The following is a 21,643-nucleotide window of genomic DNA, read 5'->3' on the forward strand; positions in this document are numbered from 1 at the left end:
CCGGACGGCACCATCATCTGGACGGCGCCCAGCCGCCGGGTCCACACCACACATCCGGGCAGCCGGGTGCTTTTCCCGCAGCTGTGCACACCGACCACCCCTGTTGCCCAGCCCGACATCACGCCGCGGGCTTCTACCGGCCTGATGATGCCGCGTCGCAAGCACACTCGCGAATACCACCGCCAACGCAGCATCGAAGCCGAACGCCGCCTCAACGACGACCGCATCGCCGAACGCAACAAACCACCACCATTTTGAGCCCGAGCCTGACCAGCACGCGCTGTCCCCGCTACGGGTGGTACGGCACGCCGACCGCGCGGAAGACGTACTCGGGCGGCACGTCGAACGCCAGCAATCGGCGGGGTAGCCGCATCAGCACATCCTCAGACAGCGGCTCCTTGTAATGCAGCGACAGGTGACCGGAGCACCGGGCGTCGACGTCGGCGACGTTGACGTCGAGCACCAGACCGCTGTCGGACAGCTCGGCCTTCACCGTGCCCTGCTGTGGCGCGTCCCAGCGCTGATCTATGGTGCGGCCCGCCAACTTCGGCACCGACGACAGCGTGCCGAGCACCCGCTGATTGGTCAGCACCAGCGAGCCGACGTAGCTCGAGATGCTGCCCTTGGACCGCATGCCCGGCACCCGGCCGGTGAACCGTCGCGTGACGGGAACGAACTCGGCGATGTGAATGAGGCCCTCGGCCTCGACCTCGGCGCGGACATCGCCGGGCAGCTTGCCAATCCCCAGCAACCTCCGCAGAAAGACCGCCATGTTCAGCAACCCTACTGGCAGCTGGCAGCGACGCAGGTCATCCGCGTGGTAGAGCTGGTGAGATGACACCGAGCAAGACCTGGTTGATCGCCTCGGCGGCACTGGCCGTCGCGGTGTTCGCGCTGATGTGGATCGGCTTCGCGCTGAACTGGGCCTGGCTGGCAGCCATCGACTCGTCGACGCTGGACATGGGCTACGACTACGCGGTCGGACACCCCGGCTGGGTGACCGCATGGAACGTGTTCTGCACCGTGCTCGGTCCGACGGCGTTCCGGCTCGTCGCATTGGGCTGGATCGTCTTCGCGCTGATGCGCCGCAATGTCCGCGTCGCAATGTTTCTCGTGATCAGCGTCGAGCTGGCCGGAATCATCACCGAAATCGCGAAGTACGTGGCAAATCGGCCCCGGCCCGCCACCGCGTTGGTGCACGCGCTGTCGACCTCGTTCCCGTCGGGCCACGCGCTCGGCGTGATGGTCGGCGTGCTCGCTCTGCTGACCATCGTGCTCCCCGTCGTCGGCCGCCCAGCGCGGGTGTGTTTGATCACGCTCGGCGCCATCGTCGTCGTCGCGATCGGAATCGGCAGGGTGGTGCTCAATGTTCACCACCTGTCCGACGTGGTCGCCGGATGGGCACTCGGCTATGCCTATTTCGTCGCGTGCCTGCTTCTCGTCCCGCCGTCGCGACCGGTCACGGTAACGGACGAAACACCGGCAGCGATCGGTACTTCACGCTGAACGAAGCCTCGGTGACTTCCGTTCCGACTTCACCGTCGTGCGCCAGCACGGTCGGCCCGCCGACGGTCTTGAACGTGAACTCCGGCACCCGCAGTTCGTGGTAGAGCGGGCTACGTTCGAGCCGGCCCAGCGCGAGCGCGACGAGTATGCGGGTCCTGCTCAACCGTCGACCCGTCTCCAGAATCCGGATGTCCAACAATCCGTCGTCCATCCGGGTGCGCCGCGACGGCGCGAATCCGGATGGCAGATACGTCGAGTTGCCGAGAAAAAAGAGCGAAGTCTGCAATTCCTTGTTGTCATACGCGATGCGCACCGGCTGGTCGTGCCGCAGCGTGTGCAGCATCGCGTACAGCCCCGCCAGCGGCTTTCCGACCTTGTGCTCCAGCTTCTCGCGGGTCCGCACGAATGTCGGGTATGCGCCGATGCTGGCGGTGTTGATCACCATGTGTCCTTCGTTCAGGCACACCAAATCCACACACGCCACGCTGCCCTGCTGCACCGCGTCGACAGTCTTACCGACGGTGTCGCAGCCGATGTCCTTGGCGAAGTGGTTGAATGTGCCGCCGGGAAACACCGCCAGTGGGATACCCGCCTGCAACGCGACCGCTGCCGCGCACGACACCGTGCCGTCGCCGCCGGCGATCGCGAGCACTTCCGCGCGCCCGGCGGCCTTGCGCAGCGCTTCCTCGACATCGTCGTCCTCGCCGAGTTCGACGATCTCGGTGTGTGGCAACGATTCTCGGACCTCGTCGATGACGCGGGCGCCGGTGCCGCCGCCTGACGCCGGGTTCACCACCAACACCACGCCGGCGCCATCCGGTCGCTGCGGTGTGTCGACGCGCAGCGGATCGGCTGCCGGGATCTTGGTCACCACCACCGGCGGCACCACTCGGCCGCCAAGCACCGCGATGCCGGCACCGATGCCGAAACCCGCGAACACGTCGCCCGGGTAATGCGCACCGGTCGCCACCCGGGACAACCCCACCAGGCCGGCCAGCAGCGCCAGCCCGAGACCCAGCGGCGGGCTTTCCAAACCGACTCCCACCGCGAACGCCGCGGCGCTCGCCGAGTGCCCCGACGGCAGCGAGTTCGACGTCGGCGACCGGTGGCCACGGCGGGCCAGTGGCACCGTCAGCTTGTTCGGCCTTTGTCGCACCCACGCTCTCTTGGCGATCTGATTCGTCACCACGCTGGTTATCGCCAACGAGACCACGCCTCGAGTCGCCCCTCGACGCGCGGACGGGCCGCCGAGCGTGCCGAGCAGGGCCGCGATGACTAACCACAACTTCGAATGGTCGGCGGCCCGGGTCAGCCGGGGCATCGTGGCGTCCAGCAGTGGACTCGGTGACTCCGCGATGGCCTCGAAGACCTCGCGGTCCAAGGTGCCAAGACCCTGGCCGATCTGCCGGATGCCCTGTCGGCGCCCCCACAAAGGCAGCAATTGCATGCCTCCTAGTTATCCCCATCTGCAGGTTCTCAATCGTGTCTGAAGCTTGACTTGACCCTAGCGGTGGCACCGCTGACCATGAATGGCGTGCGCCTACTGTTGGCTCTGCTGTGCGCGGGAGTCGTTCATCTGACCATGGCGCCGGTGGCGCATGCGGAATACACACCGTGGTTCGCCCCGCAGGTCGGTTCCGCTACCCAGGTGATTTCCGTTGTGGGAGCGGGGGGTTCGTCGGCGAAGATGGACGTGTTTCAGCGTGGTGCAAGCGGGTGGGAGCCGTTGCGCGCAGGCATCCCCGCGCATGTCGGGGCCAACGGATTCGCGGCCCAGACCCATGACGGCAACATGAAAACCCCGCTCGGCATCTACACGCTCGACTTCGCGTTCGGTACCGCGCCCAATCCCGGCGGCGGTCTGCAATACGTCCAGGTCACGCCCGACCACTGGTGGGACGGCGACATGAAGAGCCCGACGTACAACACCATGCAGGTGTGCAAGAAGGACCAGTGCCCGTTCGACACGGCGCCGGCGAGTGGCACCGAAAACCTCGACATCCCGCAGTACGCGCACGCCGTCGTGATGGGCGTCAACAAGGCCAGGGTGCCCGGCAACGGCGGCGCGTTCTTTCTGCACAGCACCGACGGCGGTCCCACCGCGGGCTGCGTATCCATCGACGACGGCACGCTGGTGGAGATCATGCGGTGGCTGCAGCCCGGCGCACTGATCGCCATCACCGAATAGCTGTCAAATGTTAAGTGCGCGACCGGTTTTCAATGTGAAGTTGAGATTCTCGGTTGACATGGTGGCGTCGTAGGTGCGGTCGTAGCCCGTCTTGCTGATCTTCCAACCGTCCGCGGTCCTGCGATATTCGTCGTGGTAGAACGCAGCGCCGATCAACATGAAGTTGAAATCCGGCACGATCACCCGGTCCTGCAGGTACCACGTTCCCGACGCCAGGTCGCCTTTCACCTTGATCTCGGGATGGGTGACGCGGTGCTCGGTGATGATATTGGCAGGCATCGAGGTCCGCATGAACTCGACGAGCGAGTCCCTGTCCGTGAAGTGGTGTGACTCCCCGATCGACGCATCGTAGTCCCCGATGATGTCCTCGGTCAGCGTGGCGGCGAAGTCGTCCCAGTGCTTGGTGTCCAGCGCCCGAAGGTACCGGTATTTGACTTGCTGGATCTCATCGATGTCGCCCATGGCGACAGGCTACTGAGCAACGGTCAGATTCCGTGTCGCGGGGCCCTCCAGCAGCGTCCCGTCGGGCGCGAAGCGGGAACCGTGCAGCGGGCATTCCCACGACGCGTCGGCGTCGTTCCAGTTGACGATCCCGCCGAGGTGCGGACACACCGGCGACACCCGGTGCACGACGCCGTCGACGACGCTGCGTGCCTCCAGGTCCCACGGCGGGCCGCTGACGATGCCGCCGCTTTCCGGTGTGCGGTTGCCGATTCGGGTCACCGGCGTGATCCAGCCCCTGGCCAGATACAGTCCGACCTCCATGTTGAGTTGCATGGCCTTCGGAATGCCGGACAGTTCATGCGGGCTCCAACTGGCGAACGCTTCGGACCAGTCCATCCGACCGCCCAGGATCCGGCTTGACAATGCAAGCGCGGCGGCTGTGCCGTTGGTCATTCCCCATTTGTCGAAACCCGTTGCAACGAATATCTTTTCGTGCCCCGGCAGGATCGGCCCGACATAAGGAAGTTCGTCGATCGGGGTGTAGTCCTGCGCCGACCAGTAGTGGGTTTGCATGGCCCCCGGATACGTTTTCTTCGCCCATGCGTCCAGTTCCTGCACTGAACAGGCCGGACTCCTCTCGTGGCCGACGGGATGTCCCGCGCCACCGACGATCAACCGATCTCCGTCTGGGGTCGGCGCGTAACGCACCGACCTCGTCGGCGAGTCCGCCGAGATGTACATGCCGCGCGTGATGCTTCCCGGAACCTTGTACGCCATGCAATACGACCTGCTCGGCTTGAGCCGGGCGAAGAACCCGCCCCGATCCAGGATCGGGATCCCTGTCGCCAACACGCATTGGTCTGCGTGCACGTCGAATTCGTCGCCGTCAGTGGTGCGAACACTCAACGCCAGCGTGTCCGAGTTCTTGCTGTCACCCGAAACCTTCTGCACCCGAACGCCTTGCGCAAGTCTGCCGCCTCGCTCCTCGAGCTCGACGATGAGACTGTCCAGCAGCGGCATGGGATCGAATTGCGCTTGATGGGCCAGCCGAACGCCACCTGCAAACGCGAACGGGACGTCGGCATCATCCACCCACTCGGCGTCGAGGCCTGCGGCCTTGCATGCCTCCAACTCCTGGCGTACCGAGGGCAGACCTTTGTTCGACTGGGCATAGGTGTAGGCGTCTTCGCGCTGCAGCGAGATACCGTGCGCCTCGCAATGCGCGATCAGCCACTCCTGGCCCTCGCGGTTGCCCTGCACGTACTGCCCGGCTGTCTTTGGGCCGTGCTTGCCGACGATCTTCGACATCTTGCTGCCTTGAAGCAAGCTGATCTTGGCGGTCGTGTTTCCCGTCGCACCTGCACCCGCGGTGTGCGCCTCGAGTACGAGAACGTCCTTGCCTGCCCGAGCCAGCAGCACCGCGGTGATCAAGCCGGTGATCCCGGCGCCGACCACCGCGACGTCCACTTTCCGACTCTCTTCGACCAACGGATCGGGCGGTTGGGGCCGATCGATCCGGTCGGCAAGCCACAGTGAACTCATGGCAAAGCTGTACCCAGGCCGACAAGGACGAAACCCAGGGTCAGCCCCAGAAGTCGTTGTTGTGGTTATCTCCGTCGCCATCGCGATGGTGGTCGTCGTGGCAGGTGTTCCAGTCGAAATTGAACCCCCATTCCGGATGCCAGAATTCGCCAGGGCACCAGTGGTAGCGCGGTACGTAGAAGCGCACGGGAGCGCCGAAGTCGCGGTGGTGGTCGTTGCCGTCCACATCACGGTGACGGTCGTCGTGGCAGGTCCCCGCATCCCAGTTGTCACCCCATTCGGGATGCCAATCCTCGCCGGGGCACCAGTGGTAGCTCGGGACCTCGCCGATCTGAGCGGACGCCACAGTCGCCGCTCCTACACCGGTCAATCCCAGGCCGGCCGCCACGATGAATGTTGTTGCTGCACAGCGTGCCAATGTATTCACCCGGTATACGACAACATCGAAAACTGTGTCCCAGCTATACGGTTGAGTCCAAACCGCTGGCAAAGCGGCCCAAAATGCGGAGTGTCTAACGAAATTGGTGTTGTCGGCCCGCTATGGTGTGGTCCGTTATGAGCGACCCGTTGGGGTTGTCGATCGGGACGACCAACCTGGTCGCGACACGAGTCGGCAATGAACCAGTGATCCGGCGCTCGGTGCTGACCGTGTTCGGTCACGCCGCGCCGGAAGTCGGCGTGCCGTCAGCGCACACCGGCGGTGTCGTGCTGAGCGGATTCGTGGAACGGGTCGGCGACCCGGTGCCCCTGGTGGCGACGGACGGATCGTCGCATTCGGCCGATTCGCTACTGGTCGACGCACTGCAGGCGATGGTGGTGGCCATCGGCGGCCAACCGTCGCCGCAGACCGCGATCGCCGTTCCCGCGCACTGGGGCACCTCGACGCTGTGGGCGTTGCGCAACGCGTTGCGGGCCAATCCCAGCCTTTCGGTCAACGGTGTACCGCCCCGCTTGGTGTCCGATGCCGTCGCGTCGTTGACCGCGCTGCACACCAACCCGGGGCTGAGCCCGAACGGTGTGGTGGCACTGCTCGATTTCGGTGGCAGCGGTACCAGCATCACGCTGGCGGACGCCGCGGCAGGCTTCGCGCCGATCGAGGACACCACCCGCTATTCCGAGTTCTCCGGTGACCAGATCGATCAGGCGCTGCTGAACCACGTGCTGGTGGGCATCGCGGCGGCGGGCGGCATCGACCCCGCAGGCACCGCCGCGGTCGGTTCGCTCACCCGGTTGCGCGAAGAGTGCCGCAGCGCCAAGGAGCGGCTGTCCGCCGACACGGTGACCGAACTGATCGCCGAAATGCCGGGGTACCGGTCGGGCATCCGGGTGACGCGTTCGGAGCTGGAGAGCCTGATCGCCGAACCGCTGGCGGGTGCGCTCGCCGCATTGGACAATGCCTTGCTGCGCAACAGGATCAGTTGGCCCGAAGTGTCGGCCGTTGTCACCATCGGTGGCGGCGCCAGAATTCCACTGGTCACTCAGCAGCTGTCCGAGCACTCGCGCGCGCAGGTGGTCACGACACCGCAGCCGGCGCTCGACGCTGCGGTCGGTGCGGCGTTGATCGCCGCCTACAGCGCCGAGTCGGACCTGCAGACCGGCATGGCACCTGGCATTCCTGCGGAGGTCACCGCGGCGCTCGACGCGCCGGGTTCGTCGACATTCCGCGCGCTGGCCTGGTCACAGGACGACGACACCGCCGACGACGTCGTGCCGTACACCGGCGACATCTATGAGCCTTCGACCACCGGTGCGCGACCGCAGGTGCAATATGTGCCGGCGACCGAGCCCATCGAGGAGCAGCGCAATGGCTGGAGTCGTTTGCCCCAATTGATCTTCGGGCTTGCCGCGGTGGTCGCGGTGATCGCCGTCGGCGGGGTTGCGGTGGCACTCACCAGCGCCAGCGACAGCACCAAGGCCACCGATGCGCCGAACACCGCCACCTCGGCTCCACCGCCACCACCCACCAGCGCCGCACCGCCGCCACCGTCGACACCGCCGCCAGTCGAGACCGTCACGGTGACCAGCCAGGCGCCACCACCGCCACCGTCGACCACGACATATGTTCCGCCCGTGACGACGACGACGCACTTCACCACGACGACGACACCGCCGACGACCACGACCACGACGACTTCACCGACGACGACCACTACCACCACGACGACCACCACGACGACGACCACTACGACCACAACGACGACGTTGCCGATGACCACGACGTACATCAACGTGCCGTTCGTCCCGGTGCCGATCCCGATTCAGGTGCCGCAAACCCAAGCGCCGCAGTATCCACCGCAGTACCCGTATCCACAGGAACCGCAGTACCTGCAGCCTCAGCAACTGCCTTAGACGCCAGCCTTTTCGACGTTGCGCGGGTGGTGGCACGCGGCGACGTGTGCCGAGGCATGTTCGAGCAACGTCGGCTCGTCGGTCGTGCAGATCTCCGTGGCCCACGGGCAGCGGGTGTGAAAACTGCAACCTGGCGGAGGGTCGATCGGGCTGGGCACGTCGCCCTGCAGCACCAGTCGCTCGCGCGCGGCGTTGCGTTTCGGATCCGGTATCGGCACCGCGGACAGCAGTGCGTTCGTGTACGGGTGAATCGGCTTGCGGTACAGGTCCTCTGTCTCTGAGTTCTCGACGATCTTGCCCAAGTACATCACCGCGACTCGGTCCGATACGTGACGGACCACCCCGAGATCATGCGCGACGAACAGGTACGACAGGCCGTACTCATCCTGGAGTTCTTTGAGTAGGTTGATGATCTGTGCCTGCACCGACACATCGAGCGCCGACACCGGTTCGTCGGCGACGATGAACTTGGGTTGTAGCGCCAACGCGCGCGCGATACCGATGCGCTGCCGCTGGCCGCCGGAGAACTCGTGCGGGTAGCGGTTGTAGTGCTCAGGGCTGAGGCCAACGCGGTCGAGCAGATCCTGCACCCGCCGCTTCAACGCGGCGCCCGTCGCCATTCCGTGCAACTCCAGTGGATCGCCGACGATCTGGCCGACCCGCTTGCGCGGATTCAGCGATGCGAACGGGTCCTGGAAGATCATCTGCATCTGACGGCGCAGTGGGCGCAAGTCGCGCCGCGACCGGCCGACCAACTCCTCACCGAGGAACCGCACGGAACCCGATGTCGGCTGTGTCAGCTGCAAGACTGCCCGGCTCAGAGTCGACTTGCCGCAGCCTGATTCACCGACGAGGCCCAGCGTTTCGCCTTCGCGCAGCGAGAGGCTGACACCATCGACCGCGCGTACCCGTGCGACTTCGTGGTCGACCACCACACCGGCTTTGATCGGGAAGTGCTTGACGAGGTCGGTGACCTCGAGCAGCAGATCACCCTTGCTCATGGAATCACCTGCGTCCGAAGTGATTTCTTCTCTTGTGGGTCAAGCCAGCACCGGTCGAGATGGGTTCCGCCTGCGCGCGGCTCCAACGGCGGCAGCTGCCCACACTTGTCGAACTCGTGCGGGCAGCGCGGCGCGAACCGACAACCAGTCGGAGGGGTCAGCAACGACGGCGGCTGGCCGGGGATCTGGGCGAGTTTGTCGGTGCGGTTCTGGTCCAGCCTCATCAGCGAGCCGAGCAGGCCCCAGGTGTAGGGGTGTTGCGGATCGTAGAACGTCTCGTCAAGCGTTGCGTTCTCGACGATCTGGCCTGCGTACATCACCAACACCCGGTCGGCGATCTCGGCGACCACCCCGAGGTCGTGGGTGATCAGGATGACGGCGAGATCGCGCTCACGGTTGAGTTGGTCGAGCAGTCGCAGGATCTGCGCCTGTACCGTCACATCCAGCGCGGTGGTGGGTTCGTCGGCGATCAACACATCAGGTTCGAGCGCGAGCGCCATCGCGATCATCACGCGCTGGCGCATACCGCCAGAGAACTCGTGCGGGTAATGCCGAACGCGGCGTTCGGGATTGGGGATGCCCACCGACTTCAGCAGTTCCACTGCGCGCTCTGCCGCTTCGTGTTTCGACACGTTGCGGTGTGCCCGGATCATCTCGGCGATCTGGTCACCGACGCGATAGACCGGGTTCAGCGACGACATCGGGTCCTGGAACACCATCGCGATTTGCTCGCCGCGTACGTCCTGCAATTGGCGGTCGTCGAGCCCGTTGAGTTCGCGATCGCGGTAAGTGACCGATCCGGTGATCCGCGCATTGGGAGCGCGGGTCAAGCCGGTGATGGTCTGCGCCGTCACGCTTTTCCCTGAGCCGGATTCGCCGACGATGGCCAGCACCTCACCCGCCTGCAGCTCGAACGAGACCCCACCGACGGCCTGCACGACTCCGTCTTCGGTGGCGAAGCTGACCCGCAGGTCGTCGACCTTGAGGATGGCGCTCATGCGGCGCCGATGATTCGCTTGCAAGCTGCGCTCATGCGGGCGCCGCCTCTCCCAGTCGGATGCGGGGATCGAGAACCGCGTATGCGATGTCGACGATCGTGTTGAACAGCACGATGAAGAACGCGCCGAACAGGGTCACGCCGATCAGCGGCGGCAGGTCGAGGCTACGGATTGCCTCACCGGCATACAGTCCAACGCCGTTGAGGTTGTACACCGTTTCGGTGAGGATGGCGCCACCGCCGACCACCATTCCGAAGTCCAGCCCGAACAACGTGACGACCGGGATCATCGAGTTGCGAAGCACGTGGCGGATCCGCACCTGACGTTCGGACAGCCCCTTCGCGCGTGCGGTGCGCACATAGTCTTCGTTCATCGCGTCGAGCATGTTGGAGCGCAGCAGTCGGCTGTAGAACCCGACATAGAGCACGGCCAGCGTGAGCCACGGCAGGATCAGGTGATATGCCCACCCCGCAGGATCGTCGGACAAGGGCACATAACCACCGGTCGGGAACGCCTGGACCTTGAACGTGAAGAAGTACAGCAGGATCGCGGCCAACCAGAACACCGGCATCGAAATCCCGACCAGCGAAAGGATGGTAAGGGCGCGGTCGGTGAACTTGCCCGCGTGTACCGCGCTCATGTAGCCGAACAGCACCGCCAGCGCCATCCAGATCACCGCCGCGCCGATGCACAGCGAGAACGTCGCGGGCACGCCGTCCCAGATCTGCTGCACCACGTTGCGGTCCTTGGCATACGACATCAGTTGGCCGGTGAAGATCTGCCTCATCATGGTCAGGTACTGGATCGGCAGCGGCTGATCCAACCCGAGATCCGCACTGACCCTGGCGATCAACGCCGGATCGGCGTTCTTGCCTGCAATCCGTGCTGCTGGATCAGAGTTCGGGATCACGTTGAAGATCAAGAACACGATCACCGAGATCGCGAACAGCACGGCGACCATGCCCAACAGTCGCCGTGCGACGAAGCGGGCCATCAGAGTTCTCGTTTCGCCATCGGTTCAGTGCTCCAGTCTGATCTTCGCGCGCGGGTCCAGTGCGTCACGCAGCCCGTCGCCGAAAACGTTGAGCGACAGCACCGTCGCGATGATCATCAGTCCGGGAACGATCGTCAGATGCGGTGCCGTGTAGATCATTTCGTAGCCATCGGCGATCATTGTGCCCCACGACGCATTCGGTGGGCGCACGCCCGCGCCGAGGAAGGACAACGCCGACTCGAGCAGCATGTTGTTGGCGATGTTCAGTGTGAAGAACACGATGATCGTCGAGATGACGTTCGGCAGCAGTTCGTTGAACATGATCCGCAACGGTCCCTTGCCCTGGGCGACGGCGGCCTCGATGAACTCCTTCTCCCGCAGCGCAAGGATCTCGCCCCTGATGGGTCGTGCCATGTACGGCACGTACACCAGGCCGATGATCAGGATCGGGATCCAGATCGAATCTCCAGCGATCGCGAGGGGGCCGAGCTTCAGGCCGCCGATGGCGAGCGTGGTGCCCAGTGCGATGCCGAGGAGCAGCACCGGGAACGCCCAGATCACGTCCATCACCCGCGACAGAATCGAGTCGATCCAGCCGCGGTAGTAGCCGGCGAGCAGACCGACGATCACCGACAGCACCGTGGTGACGGCGGCGGCCGCGAGGCCGATGTAGATCGAGGTGCGCCCGCCGTACATCAACCGCACCATCACGTCGCGGCCGTTCTGGTCCGCCCCGAGCAGATACTGCCCGTGCAGACCCGGTCCGATCGGGGTGCCGTCGGTGCCGACCACATTCGTGGGCTGGCCGTCGATCAGCACCTTTTCGGTGATGTGGTTCTCGTTCGGCCCGGTGTGCGCGACATGCTGGGCCCATAGCGGCGCGGCGAGGCAGAACAGCACGATGAGCACGAAGACCGCGCCGCAGAACAACGCAACCTTGTTGCGGCGCAATCGAAGCCACGCGAGATACCACGGGCTGCGCCCCTGGATCAGCGATTTGGGCACACCAGTGGGAAGCGGCGGCTCTCCTGGGATCTCCAGTTCGCCTACGGTAGCGACCATCTCCCGGCTACTTGATCTTGAACGACGTGTAGTCCTGGTTGAACAGCAGATGGTGATAGGACGTATCGAAGTCCATGCGTTCGGACAGGAACGTGGAGAACTGCTCGTTGCCGTACGGCGCCCACACGGCCTGCTCCATGTACGCCTTGTCCAGGGCCGCGTACTGCTCCTCGACGCCGCCGTCTCCGATCAGCTTCGTCAGCAGCTCGTCCTGCTTGGCGTTGTTGGCAGGGATGTTGACGTGGGAAAAGTTGTTTCCGTTCGTGGGCAGGATGGAATCGCCGTGCAGCAGCGGCCGGAAGAAGTCGTCAGGATGCGGGAAGTCCTGGAACCAGTCGGCGAATCCGGTGTCCAGGTCGGGCGTCGACTGGTTGCCGATCGTCGTCCAGTAGACATCGCCCGCAATCACCTTCAGCGTTGCATTGAAGCCCAATTGGGTGAGCAGGTCGTGGTAGTACTCCCCGATCCGTTTGCGGTCGGGCTCGTCATCGGTCCACACCGTGATATCGCGGTCCGCCGGGTTCGCTTCTGCGATCAGTTGCTTGGCCTTGTTCATGTCGGGCCCCTGGAACAGCTTGTACTCCTGGTAACCCGGCATTCCCGGCGGCAGGATCTGTTGCGTCGGGTGCAGACGCCCACCGAAGATCCGGTTCAGCGCTTCCGGATCGACGGCGTAGTTGATCGCCTGACGCACCCTGATGTCGTTGAACGGGGCCTTCTGGGTGTTCATCCAGAAGTAGTAGGTGTTGATCGAGTCCTCGAGGCGGAATCGGTTGCCGTAGCGGGTCTTCACCTCTTGGAGCCGGTCCGACGCAGGCGGGTCGAGCATGAAATCGACCTTGTTCTGCTCGACATCGGTGACCTGTGCGCTGTTGTTCTTGTTCTCGGCGATGGTGATCTTGTCGACGTTGGCGTCGGCGACTTCGGTGGCTCCCGCGTCCTTGACGGTCTTGAAGTTCGGGTTGCGCTCCAGTGTCATGGTGCGCGGCGCTTCGACCTTGGTGATCATGAACGGACCGCTCGATGCCGGCGGCTTATTGGTTGCGTCCTTGTCCAGCGGAGTGGTCGGCGGCACCGGTGCGGCGAACATCAGCGCCAGCACGTTTTCGAACGTGCCGTTCGGCTTGGTCAAGTCGATCGTGATGTCACCGGTGTTGTCGTCGGTCTTGATGCCGCTGATCGTCTGCGCCTTGCCGTCGGCGTAGTCCTGAGCGCCGACTATGACCTTGAAGAACACCGAACCGCCGGAGTCGGCCTTGAACAGCCGCTGGATGCCGTAGGTGAAATCGGATGCCTTGATGGGCGTTCCGTCGGAGTACTTCATGTTCGACCGCAGCTTGAGCTTGTACGTCTTGCCGTCGGGCGAGATGTCGGGCATCTTCTCGGCCAGCGCGGGCACCACCTGGGTGCCGTCCTTGCCCTTGGCGTGCTTGTAGGTCAGCAGCGGGGTGTAGACGTTCCACAGCACTTCCCAGCCCTCGACCGTGTAGGACAGCTGCGGGTCGACATAGTCGGGGAACGAGGTCAGCGCGATGTTGATGTCGCCGCCGCCAGCGCCACCGCCGCCACCGCCGCCTTTGTCGCTGCCGCACGCCGCGACACCGAACGCTGCCAGCGGGGTGATGCAGGCGATCGCGACAACTTTGCGCAGTGTGTTCATCTCGCTCCTGTGACTCACGTATGGGGTGACTCCCCTAAAGCTGTACGCCAATTCATCGGCTGAGATGCCATCTTGGAGGAAAATTTCCTGACGGCAAGTCGATCGTTTTCGAACATTTGTTGTGTTCGTTTTGCCTGCTGGTGACGGCAGCAAAGAATGGCGACCCGCGTCAATTTCCCCGTATTTCAGCCGCGGCCGAGTTAACTGTGTCATGATCGCCGCAGGGCTACGCCGAGTTCCTCGGCGGCTACCGGTTGTCAAAAATCGGCCAGTTGCGAGGCCAATAGATAGGAATCAGCATGGAGTCACTCCGCTTGGCTCGTCGTGTAGCGGCTGTTGCCGGAGGGGTATCGATCGTCGTCATGGTCGGCTTGACGGCGTCGTGCGCCAAAGAAGAGGAAAAGGCGCCGGAGACCACGACCACCACGACCACGCCCACCACGACATCGCCTGCGCCGCCGCCGCCGCCGACGACCGGCGAGAAGAGCATCAACCCGACCGGGGGCAACCTGTTCACCCCGCCGGTGTACGCGCCGCCGGCCCCCACCCAGCCGCCCGGCGTGCACCGGAACAACGGATAGGACCGCACCATGAGCTCACGTCTTTCGGCCCGTCGACTCGGCGCGGTTGCCGGCCTGTCGGCAATCGTCGCCATGGGCGCGATGACCGCCGCATGTGCCAAAGAAGAACAGAAGACACCCGAGACCACGACGACGACCACGACGACTACGGCGACCACGACGACGGCCCCGGCGGGGACTGGCGCACCGTCGGTGCCGGGCGAGAAGAGCATCAACCCGACGGGCGGAAACCTGTTCACTCCACCCGTGCAGGCGACCCCGGCGCCGAATGTCCCACCTGGCCAGCACCCCGGTATCAACGGGGTTTCGTAGACCTGGGCGCCGGCTGCTGGCGATCGTCGCCGCGGGTGTGCTCGTGGTCGCCGCGGCCGCGCACGCGCGCGACACTGACGACGGGGCGAATATCAGCGGTCCGTTGGCGTTATTGCTTGCCAGCTCAACGGATCTCGGGCCGTCGACGCACGGTGACGTCCAGCTGACGGTCACCCTGCCCGACTCGGCGCGCCCGCACGCGTTGTTCGAATGGGCTGCGGCGCAACGCCTGTGGGTGCGGTGGCGGCCCGGCGACATGTGGGCCGTGGTCGAAGGTGCCGCACAAGATGTGACAGCGGCGTTCGGGGTGCCGGTACACGACTATCGCGGGCGCAAGGGACAGGTGTTCTACGCGTCGTCGCGGCAGCCTGCGGTTCCCGAACCGGTGCGCGGCGTTGTCGGCGATCTTGGCCGGATCCTCGGCTATACGCCGCATCGGGAGGCGTCGCCGGGCATTCTGCCGCTGGACGTGCCGAACGGCGGCCTTGGCCCGAACGGCTTGCTGGAGGCCTACAACGCTCACCCGCTGGTCGCCGCGGGTTTCACCGGTAAGGGCGCGACCATCGTGTTCTTCGAATTCAGCGGATACGACCAGAAGGACCTCGACGCGTTCGCGGATTCGTCGGGACTTCCGCGGTTCACCCCCGTGCTGGTCGGCGGCCAGCCCGGACCGTCGGGTGCCGAGACCGTGATGGATCTCGAAGTGGCACATGCCATTGCGCCCGACGCGCAAAAGGTGGTGGTCAACGCCAGGACCACCGTGGAAGGCGACGGAGCTTACGAGAAGATCGGGCAGTTGTTCGAGTCGGTGGATCGGCAGTTCCCCGGCGCGGTGTGGAGTCTGTCGATCGGCTGGGGATGTGATGCCCTGCTGAGGGCTGCGGACCTCGCTCCCGTCGAGACCGCACTGGCCACCGCGCAGAAGAATGGTACGTCGGCGTTCGACGCCAGCGGCGACACGGCCGGGTTGGAGTGCAAGGGCGGCGACGAGTGGTCATCGCCCCCCGGCTCGGATGACGTTGGGCTCGACGCGATTTCGTCGCTGCCCGCCATGACCTCCGTCGGCGGCACCACCCTGTCGACCGATGAGCGTGGTGGCTGGATGGGCGAGCGAGCCTGGGTCGATTCGCCGTTGTCGCAGGGGACCAGTGGCGGCGTGTCGGCACTGTTCAACCGTCCCGCGTGGCAGCGCGACTTATCGGTGGAGCGCGATATCAGACAGCGCAGGCTGGCGCCTGACGTCTCCGCCGTGGCCGACCCGTTCACCGGTGTGAGAATTGTCTACAACCAACAGGACGCGGTCGGTGCGGGCACGTCCCAGGCCGCGCCGATCTGGGCCGCGCTGACCGTGCTGATGAACCAGTACCTCGAGGCACACGGCGGCCGTCAGTTGGGCAATATCAACCCCTTGCTTTACCGCGTGGCGGCGGGCGCGAACCGGCCGGGGTTCCGCGACATCAGCTTCGGCGGCAACGCCGTCGACATCGCCCAACCCGGCTACGACGTGGTGACCGGCCTGGGGAGCCCGAATGTCGACTACCTGGTCCGCGATCTGCTGGATGTCCAAAGGGGCGTCGCGCCCCGATGATGCACTGCCCGGTCTGCGACACGGATGTGCCTGCGGCCGCGTTCTGCGGCACCTGCGGCACGCACCTGGCCGCGGATCGTGAGGGGCGAGGAAGCCGCCTGCGCACGGACGCATACGCAGCGGCACCGGGAGAGCACATGCTGCGGTTGGCGATCGCGAGCACCCTGTTTCCGCATCTGCCGCACCGCTCGCGGGCATCCTTTCGTGCCGCGCTGGCGCTGGTGTTCCTGGCGTTGGTGATCTTCGGAGTTCTGCGCTGGCAAGCGCCGTTGATCGCGCTGAGTGCTCTGGCGCTTCCGCTGCTGTTCGGGGTCTACCTACATCAGGCCGATGTCGACGACGACTTACCCCTGTTGTCGGTGACACTGACCGTCGCGCTCGCGGTCGGGCTGGGAGTGGGCTGGGGCCTGATCAGCGGCGGACTCATCGCGGCAACCTACGACGTCGCATTCGGAGAGACCGACGTCAACGCGGTCACCGTGCTCACCGGACTGGTCGTCGGGGTGGTGACCGCTGTCCTTTCGCTGATTCCCGCGGCGGCCGTGCGGTTGACGCGCCCGCCGACGCGAGAATCGTTGGACGGGTTCGTCATCGGCGCTCTTGGCGCCATTGTGTTCACCGCGGCCGGTACGCTCACCCGGTTCGCACCCCAGTTCGCAACCGGCGCAAGGGCCGAAGCCGCCCGGCCGATCAACGAGCTCTTGGTCCAGGCCGCGATTCTCGGCGTCGCGCTGCCGCTGACCGCCGCGGCTCTCGGTGGCCTGGTCGGCGCGGCGCTGTGGTTCACGCCGTCCGCACGCAGCCCCCGACGCCGGGCGGTGCGGCTGCTCACCGCGACTGCTGCGGTGGCGCTGCTGCTGTACGGCGCCCTCGGGGCGATGGAATCACTGCCGTTCTTTCGAGGCCTTCATCTTGGGCTGCACCTGCTGATCGCGGCGATCTCCTTGTTGGCGTTGCGAGTTGGGCTTCAGGTTATGCTGCTGTCCGAGGTCCGCGACGAACCGGCCCCCGATGAGCACGTGTTGTGTCCGCACTGCGAGCATGTCGTGCCTGACATGACCTTCTGTCTGAACTGTGGGGTCGCGGCCCGTGCTGCATCGCGGACGTCACGGAGCGAGCGGCGCGCACCTGCGGGCGCACCGGTGGTCCGGCCGGGATACGCGATGCCGGCAGGCTGGTACGAGACGGCGCCCGTTCATCACACCGATCCCGTCAGACTGTTGACGGGATTGGGAGTGGCCACGGTCGTAGTGGCCGCCGGGGCGGTCGCGGTGGCGGTGCTGGCGACGCCTGAGGCGCCGAAGTTCGTCTGCCCGCCCGATTGTGGGCAGCCGCCGATCGGCAAACCCGTCGAGACGAATCCGTGGTTCATGTCGAGCGACGGCAGATTCTCCGTTCAATACCCCCGCGCCGGTACGGCGTATGACGTGACGTTCGACTCCGACGGGGTGAACGTGGACTTCACCGCTGGCGACACCGGCAGGATGCAGTTCTTCGGCCTTCCTGCCGACGGACGCACTTCCAAGCAGATCGCCGAACAGTTGATTGAAGCGAAATACCCCGATGCCACAACGGATTACGAGATTCCCAATGCCATGGTCGGCTACCAGCCGGGGTACGGGGTGGTCAAGGACGCCTACCCGCAGGATGCCGCGGGGACTTTCACCCGGCTGAGGCTACTGGTGATGGTCGCGATCAAGAAGAACTACGCGTTGGTGGCCGCCGCGATCGGGCCCTATCACGAATTCAGTCCGGACTTCGGCAGCGGCCATCCGTCCGGGGTCAACATGCAGCTGGCGTTGGACATGGGCAAGTACGTCAACAGCTTCATCTGGCGCGACAACTCGCACCGTTAATTGCCGTATCCGTATTGCGGTTCGTGAAAGCGGTTGATGATCGGGATGCGTTCGATGATCCTGTCGCGCAGCCGGGGCTGCGGCGGCGGCGCGGGCGGAACGTAGACCGGTGCGGGCGCGGGCGGGACGTAGCCCGGCGCCGGCGGCACGGCCGCGGGCTGCGGGGCGGGCGCGGCGGGCGGCTCGACCATCGGGATCGCATCCGGCACGTCCGGCAGGGGTGCGGCGGCCTCGACGATGGGATGGGTCTCTGCCTGCGGCGGTGGTGGCGCCGCCGGAAGTCGCTGCGGCGCAGCCTGTACGGGCGAAGGCGCAACGGGCCCTCGGGTCGGTTGTTCAAAGGCGGCGGCGTTGTCACGTTGCCCCACGGTCGTTTCTCGGTCTGGTGTCAGGCCGATGCCGAGCACAGCGGACAGCGAGACAACGAAGGCGACCACCGCGGCCGCCACCACCGACGTCAACGCGGCGATCCTCGACGGCATCCGCCACCGCGCAGGCCGCGCGTTCAGCGCGTTGACTGCCCCGGCCGACGCCAGCGCCGCGCCCCTGGCCAGCGCCAGGTCGGCCTCGGCCGCGGTGATGACCGGCACGCCTGCACCGCCGAAGGAAGCCGCGACCGAATCGAGGTCGGCCGCCGAACCGAGGACGAAGATCGACTCAGGTCTGGACACACCGTGGTCCAGCGCGGCGAACACGTCGTCGGCCGTGGGTCGGACCCGGTCCGTGGTCGCACCGTCCGCACCGACCACGGCGAGCAGGGCACCGTCCGGTTCGATGAGGCAAACGGCGACCTCGGCGAAACCGCCTCGATCCGCGATGCCCGCCGCAAGTGCCTCGGCGGCTTCCTCTTCTGACACGGTGATGACGTTGTAGAGGCCACGGTCGGCCAGGGCGTCGAGAAGGCTGGACGCGGCGGCCTCCGCCGGGGTTGCCCAGGTGACCCCCACCGCGTGCAGTCGGTTGTCCCCGACCGCGGCCAGGATGTCGGCGAGGGTGTCGGAATCCACTGCATCGCGACAGATTGTGGCGCCCTCGGCCGTCGTGCCTTCTACCAGCACCCATCGGACATCCGCCGAACTAATCGACAGACCGAGTACGAGGTCCAACTTGGTTTGCTCCCCGCTCCGGACAAATCGGGGTCGAGCCTACCGCTCTAATCAAATTCTCAAAAACCGTAGGTAAATCGCGCACTGTTCGAGGTTGTACCTCTAGGGTGGCGCTCGTGCCTCAGATGGATCGTCGCAATTTGATGTTGATGGCCGGGCTCGGTGCGCTGGCCGCCGCTATCCCCCTACCCGAGGCCGGGGCTGCGCCGCCGAGCGGCGATCCCGGCAGGTACATCTTCTCGGACGAGTTCGACGGGCCTGCCGGTGCGCCGCCCAATCCGGCGAACTGGACGGTGCAGAACTGGCAGGACGACGTGTTCCCTCCGGTGGAGGGGATTTACCGCGACGATCGCCGAAACGTGTTCCTCGACGGCAACTCCAACCTCGTCCTGCTCGCCACCCAGGAAATGGGCGACTACTTCAGCGGCAAGGTGCGCGGTAATTGGCGAGTGCCGATCAACACCACCTGGGAGGCGCGGATCAAGCTTGACTGCTTGTTCCCGGGACTATGGCCTGCGTTCTGGGCGGTGAACGAGGATCCGCTCCCCGACGGCGAGGTCGACGTCTTTGAGTGGTACGGCAACGGCAACTGGGCACCGGGAACCACCGTGCACGCCGCTTCCAATGGCAAGACCTGGGAAGGCAAGTCGATCCCGGGGATGGTCGACGGCGCGTGGCACACCTGGCGGATGCATTGGGGCGAGGACGGTTTCAAGTTCTGGCGGGACTATGTCGACGGGGCGAAGCCGTATTTCAGCGTGCCGAACAAGCCGATCCCGGTGCACGGCAACGTGACTGACTTGCGGTGGCCGTTCAACAACCCCGGCTACTGGTTGTCACCGATGTTCACCCTCGCGGTCGGCGGGGTCGGCGCCGGCGCCGCCAATCAGGGGACCTATCCGTCGGCGTTCCTGGTGGACTACATCCGGGTCTGGTAGCTACCTGGTCGCCTTGATGACCTGAACCAGGTTGAACTGCCAGCGTTCGGTGAGCCGGAAACCGAGGTCGCGCGGCACCGTGAAGGCTGGAGTCGCGCCGTACAGCGGGCCTGGGGGCATCAGCGGATTCTGCTCGTGAGCCGGCTGTGCGGGATCGGCCTGGGTGATGATCCACACGACGCGGCAGTCGCTGAGCGGCCCCGCGGTGGCTTCAGGGATCAGGTTGGTGTCGAAGACGTCGTTGCGGTCCGTCGCTCGCTGCCAAAGGCTCAGGTCGACCAACTTCCGGTAGGCGTCTGGGCGCGCCGCCAACAAGGGCCGCATCGGGGCGGGCATGAAGGTGACGGTGTCGTTGACCAGCAGACAGTCGCCTGGCGCAGCCTTCGCGGTGATCAGGTCGGCCACTTGGCTGTAGTCCATGCCGTACTTCGCGTACGGGGCGCGTTGCACCAGAAGGTAATTCGGCGCGGCGACGAGTGCCAAGATGCCGACGACGGCGACCGCCATCCACGGTTTGACGGCCAGCGCACCGATACACACGCCCAACACGAGTGCGATCGCCGGTGCGGTGAAACACAAATAGCGGGGATGGTAGATCGGGTTGACCAACGCCGACCAGACGAGAATCACGGCGGTCGGTGCCGCAAACCAGGCGCATGCCAAGGTCAGCAACTGCCGGTCCGGGCCTGCCGGTGTCGCGGATGTGAAGAGCCACAGCGCGATAGCCGTCGCCACCACAAGAGCTGACCCGATCGTGAACGGGGGGCTTCTCTCGAAATACTGCTGGATCACCACGTCGGCAACCGTGCCCCGGCCGATTGGTGAGATCCAGACGATCTGGTGCACTTGGCCGAACGCCTCGACGACGAACGGGGCCACCGCCAGACACGCCAGCCCGGCCGCAATGCAGAACCGGGTGAGGGTCTGTCGGACAGGCCGGTAGAAGCAGAGAAATACGATGTGCACCAACAACATCAGGGCGAGGTAGATGTCGAGCAGAGTCGACACCGCGAACGCGACACCGTACGCAAGCCAGACCCGCGCGTCGTCGCGGCGACGGGCGTGGACGAACAGCACGGTCAGCCAGACCGCGGCCACCATCGTCAGCGCGTACGGTCTGGCTTCGACGCCTGCCCACGTCGATCTGGGCAAGATCGCGCAGACCACCCCGGCGCTGACCGCTGCGGTGCGCGACGAGAACTGCTTGGCCAGCACCACAACGCCTGCCGCCGCGACCCCGACAGCCAATCCGCTGGGCGCGCGGGACCAGAACTCCGTCGGCGGAAAGACCGCGAGCCAGCCGTGCATCAGCAGGTAGTACAGGCCGTGGACGGCATCCACATTGCCCAGCATCTGCCACAGCGCCGGCAGCGACCGACTGTACGAGGCCGAGATCGTCGCCGCCTCGTCGTACCAGAACGACGGTCGGCCCGCGCCCGCCAGGCTCACCGCGGCGGCCACGACACCGACTATCAGCGGGTCGAGCACAGCCGGCCTCAGTCTCATCAGACGGCTATG

Annotated in this window: 20 protein-coding genes and 1 pseudogene; 9 read left to right on the forward strand and 12 right to left on the reverse strand. The window is 65.4% G+C overall.

Annotated elements, in window-relative coordinates; all coding sequences use genetic code 11:
- Positions 1-258, forward strand: a pseudogene (locus ACGFK1_RS20455) (HNH endonuclease); the annotation flags it as partial.
- A 31-nt stretch (positions 259-289) separates the two neighbouring features.
- On the opposite strand, the gene ACGFK1_RS20460 reads toward ACGFK1_RS20455, so the two are convergent.
- Positions 290-772, reverse strand: a complete 483-nt coding sequence (locus tag ACGFK1_RS20460) for a hypothetical protein (RefSeq protein ID WP_393433225.1) — start codon at positions 770-772, stop codon at positions 290-292.
- 62 nt (positions 773-834) lie between these two features.
- On the opposite strand from ACGFK1_RS20460, the gene ACGFK1_RS20465 reads away from it, so the two are divergent.
- A complete protein-coding gene (locus ACGFK1_RS20465; RefSeq protein WP_393433227.1) occupies positions 835-1,506 on the forward strand; it encodes a phosphatase PAP2 family protein in 672 nt (223 codons plus the stop codon).
- Here ACGFK1_RS20465 and ACGFK1_RS20470 read toward each other — a convergent pair.
- The gene (locus tag ACGFK1_RS20470; RefSeq protein ID WP_393433230.1) at positions 1,460-2,953 is read right to left on the reverse strand and encodes a bifunctional phosphatase PAP2/diacylglycerol kinase family protein; all 1,494 of its coding nucleotides are present in this window, start codon (positions 2,951-2,953) and stop codon (positions 1,460-1,462) included. The genes ACGFK1_RS20465 and ACGFK1_RS20470 overlap by 47 nt on opposite strands.
- An 87-nt stretch (positions 2,954-3,040) precedes the next feature.
- Here ACGFK1_RS20470 and ACGFK1_RS20475 point away from each other — a divergent pair, with 87 nt between their 5' ends.
- A complete protein-coding gene (locus ACGFK1_RS20475) occupies positions 3,041-3,694 on the forward strand; it encodes a L,D-transpeptidase (protein WP_393433233.1) in 654 nt (217 codons plus the stop codon).
- A 3-nt stretch (positions 3,695-3,697) separates the two neighbouring features.
- On the opposite strand, the gene ACGFK1_RS20480 is transcribed toward ACGFK1_RS20475, so the two are convergent.
- The 3 genes from ACGFK1_RS20480 to ACGFK1_RS20490 are packed head-to-tail and all read right to left on the reverse strand — an operon-like array spanning position 3,698 to position 6,026.
- Positions 3,698-4,156, reverse strand: coding sequence for a nuclear transport factor 2 family protein (locus tag ACGFK1_RS20480; RefSeq protein ID WP_393433236.1), 459 nt, complete (start codon positions 4,154-4,156; stop codon positions 3,698-3,700).
- Between the two features lie 9 nt (positions 4,157-4,165).
- Complete coding sequence (locus ACGFK1_RS20485; protein ID WP_393433239.1) at positions 4,166-5,680, reverse strand: FAD-dependent oxidoreductase; 1,515 nt, start codon at positions 5,678-5,680, stop codon at positions 4,166-4,168.
- Between the two features lie 40 nt (positions 5,681-5,720).
- Positions 5,721-6,026: a hypothetical protein gene (locus ACGFK1_RS20490; RefSeq protein WP_393433242.1), complete on the reverse strand. Its 306-nt coding sequence runs from the start codon at positions 6,024-6,026 to the stop codon at positions 5,721-5,723.
- A 209-nt stretch (positions 6,027-6,235) separates the two neighbouring features.
- Here ACGFK1_RS20490 and ACGFK1_RS20495 point away from each other — a divergent pair, with 209 nt between their 5' ends.
- On the forward strand, positions 6,236-8,029 hold the full coding sequence (locus ACGFK1_RS20495; RefSeq protein ID WP_393433245.1) for an Hsp70 family protein: 1,794 nt from the start codon (positions 6,236-6,238) through the stop codon (positions 8,027-8,029).
- Here ACGFK1_RS20495 and ACGFK1_RS20500 read toward each other — a convergent pair.
- The 5 genes from ACGFK1_RS20500 to ACGFK1_RS20520 are packed head-to-tail and all read right to left on the reverse strand — an operon-like array spanning position 8,026 to position 13,744.
- Complete coding sequence (locus ACGFK1_RS20500; RefSeq protein WP_393433248.1) at positions 8,026-9,030, reverse strand: ABC transporter ATP-binding protein; 1,005 nt, start codon at positions 9,028-9,030, stop codon at positions 8,026-8,028. The genes ACGFK1_RS20495 and ACGFK1_RS20500 overlap by 4 nt on opposite strands.
- Complete coding sequence (locus tag ACGFK1_RS20505) at positions 9,027-10,028, reverse strand: ABC transporter ATP-binding protein (RefSeq protein ID WP_393433251.1); 1,002 nt, start codon at positions 10,026-10,028, stop codon at positions 9,027-9,029. Before ACGFK1_RS20505 ends, ACGFK1_RS20500 begins: the two co-directional genes overlap by 4 nt.
- A 31-nt stretch (positions 10,029-10,059) precedes the next feature.
- A complete protein-coding gene (locus ACGFK1_RS20510; protein ID WP_393433254.1) occupies positions 10,060-11,022 on the reverse strand; it encodes an ABC transporter permease in 963 nt (320 codons plus the stop codon).
- 24 nt (positions 11,023-11,046) lie between these two features.
- Positions 11,047-12,084, reverse strand: coding sequence for an ABC transporter permease (locus tag ACGFK1_RS20515; protein ID WP_393433256.1), 1,038 nt, complete (start codon positions 12,082-12,084; stop codon positions 11,047-11,049).
- Positions 12,085-12,091: 7 nt separating this feature from the next.
- Positions 12,092-13,744 (reverse strand): ABC transporter substrate-binding protein, encoded by a 1,653-nt coding sequence (locus ACGFK1_RS20520; protein ID WP_393433259.1) that lies wholly within the window; start codon positions 13,742-13,744, stop codon positions 12,092-12,094.
- A gap of 299 nt (positions 13,745-14,043) precedes the next feature.
- Between ACGFK1_RS20520 and ACGFK1_RS20525 the strand changes: the two genes are divergently transcribed.
- The 4 genes from ACGFK1_RS20525 (at position 14,044) to ACGFK1_RS20540 (ending at position 18,081) form a co-directional block, all read left to right on the forward strand.
- Positions 14,044-14,325 (forward strand): hypothetical protein, encoded by a 282-nt coding sequence (locus ACGFK1_RS20525; protein ID WP_393433262.1) that lies wholly within the window; start codon positions 14,044-14,046, stop codon positions 14,323-14,325.
- A 9-nt stretch (positions 14,326-14,334) separates the two neighbouring features.
- Entirely contained in the window at positions 14,335-14,637 is a 303-nt protein-coding gene (locus ACGFK1_RS20530) for a hypothetical protein (RefSeq protein WP_393433265.1), read from the forward strand.
- Positions 14,594-16,225: a peptidase S53 gene (locus tag ACGFK1_RS20535; protein WP_393433268.1), complete on the forward strand. Its 1,632-nt coding sequence runs from the start codon at positions 14,594-14,596 to the stop codon at positions 16,223-16,225. The genes ACGFK1_RS20530 and ACGFK1_RS20535 overlap by 44 nt, the downstream gene beginning before the upstream one ends.
- 137 nt (positions 16,226-16,362) lie before the next feature.
- A complete protein-coding gene (locus tag ACGFK1_RS20540) occupies positions 16,363-18,081 on the forward strand; it encodes a zinc ribbon domain-containing protein (RefSeq protein WP_393433271.1) in 1,719 nt (572 codons plus the stop codon).
- On the opposite strand, the gene ACGFK1_RS20545 is transcribed toward ACGFK1_RS20540, so the two are convergent.
- Positions 18,078-19,088, reverse strand: a complete 1,011-nt coding sequence (locus tag ACGFK1_RS20545) for a hypothetical protein (protein WP_393433274.1) — start codon at positions 19,086-19,088, stop codon at positions 18,078-18,080. The two genes, ACGFK1_RS20540 and ACGFK1_RS20545, sit on opposite strands and share 4 nt — an antisense overlap.
- 224 nt (positions 19,089-19,312) lie before the next feature.
- Here ACGFK1_RS20545 and ACGFK1_RS20550 point away from each other — a divergent pair, with 224 nt between their 5' ends.
- The gene (locus ACGFK1_RS20550) at positions 19,313-20,125 is read left to right on the forward strand and encodes a family 16 glycosylhydrolase (protein ID WP_393434077.1); all 813 of its coding nucleotides are present in this window, start codon (positions 19,313-19,315) and stop codon (positions 20,123-20,125) included.
- On the opposite strand, the gene ACGFK1_RS20555 is transcribed toward ACGFK1_RS20550, so the two are convergent.
- Complete coding sequence (locus ACGFK1_RS20555; RefSeq protein WP_393433277.1) at positions 20,126-21,631, reverse strand: glycosyltransferase family 39 protein; 1,506 nt, start codon at positions 21,629-21,631, stop codon at positions 20,126-20,128.
- Positions 21,632-21,643 lie beyond the last annotated feature (12 nt).

Origin of the sequence: Mycobacterium sp. NPDC048908 (assembly GCF_043197955.1) — a bacterium.
Taxonomy (GTDB): Bacteria; Actinomycetota; Actinomycetes; order Mycobacteriales; family Mycobacteriaceae; genus Mycobacterium.

Excerpts from the sequence above, each read along its gene's own strand:
- ACGFK1_RS20500 (WP_393433248.1), bottom strand. The coding sequence starts at position 9,030 with ATGAGCAAGGGTGATCTGCTGCTCGAGGTCACCGACCTCGTCAAGCAC.
- ACGFK1_RS20540 (WP_393433271.1), top strand. The coding sequence starts at position 16,363 with ATGCTGCGGTTGGCGATCGCGAGCACCCTGTTTCCGCATCTGCCGCAC.
- ACGFK1_RS20495 (WP_393433245.1), top strand. The coding sequence starts at position 6,236 with ATGAGCGACCCGTTGGGGTTGTCGATCGGGACGACCAACCTGGTCGCG.
- ACGFK1_RS20555 (WP_393433277.1), bottom strand. The coding sequence starts at position 21,631 with ATGAGACTGAGGCCGGCTGTGCTCGACCCGCTGATAGTCGGTGTCGTG.
- ACGFK1_RS20525 (WP_393433262.1), top strand. The coding sequence starts at position 14,044 with ATGGAGTCACTCCGCTTGGCTCGTCGTGTAGCGGCTGTTGCCGGAGGG.
- ACGFK1_RS20470 (WP_393433230.1), bottom strand. The coding sequence starts at position 2,953 with ATGCAATTGCTGCCTTTGTGGGGGCGCCGACAGGGCATCCGGCAGATC.
- ACGFK1_RS20520 (WP_393433259.1), bottom strand. The coding sequence starts at position 13,744 with ATGAACACACTGCGCAAAGTTGTCGCGATCGCCTGCATCACCCCGCTG.
- ACGFK1_RS20510 (WP_393433254.1), bottom strand. The coding sequence starts at position 11,022 with ATGGCCCGCTTCGTCGCACGGCGACTGTTGGGCATGGTCGCCGTGCTG.
- ACGFK1_RS20480 (WP_393433236.1), bottom strand. The coding sequence starts at position 4,156 with ATGGGCGACATCGATGAGATCCAGCAAGTCAAATACCGGTACCTTCGG.
- ACGFK1_RS20465 (WP_393433227.1), top strand. The coding sequence starts at position 835 with ATGACACCGAGCAAGACCTGGTTGATCGCCTCGGCGGCACTGGCCGTC.
- ACGFK1_RS20485 (WP_393433239.1), bottom strand. The coding sequence starts at position 5,680 with ATGAGTTCACTGTGGCTTGCCGACCGGATCGATCGGCCCCAACCGCCC.
- ACGFK1_RS20460 (WP_393433225.1), bottom strand. The coding sequence starts at position 772 with ATGGCGGTCTTTCTGCGGAGGTTGCTGGGGATTGGCAAGCTGCCCGGC.
- ACGFK1_RS20550 (WP_393434077.1), top strand. The coding sequence starts at position 19,313 with ATGGATCGTCGCAATTTGATGTTGATGGCCGGGCTCGGTGCGCTGGCC.
- ACGFK1_RS20505 (WP_393433251.1), bottom strand. The coding sequence starts at position 10,028 with ATGAGCGCCATCCTCAAGGTCGACGACCTGCGGGTCAGCTTCGCCACC.
- ACGFK1_RS20530 (WP_393433265.1), top strand. The coding sequence starts at position 14,335 with ATGAGCTCACGTCTTTCGGCCCGTCGACTCGGCGCGGTTGCCGGCCTG.
- ACGFK1_RS20515 (WP_393433256.1), bottom strand. The coding sequence starts at position 12,084 with ATGGTCGCTACCGTAGGCGAACTGGAGATCCCAGGAGAGCCGCCGCTT.
- ACGFK1_RS20535 (WP_393433268.1), top strand. The coding sequence starts at position 14,594 with ATGTCCCACCTGGCCAGCACCCCGGTATCAACGGGGTTTCGTAGACCT.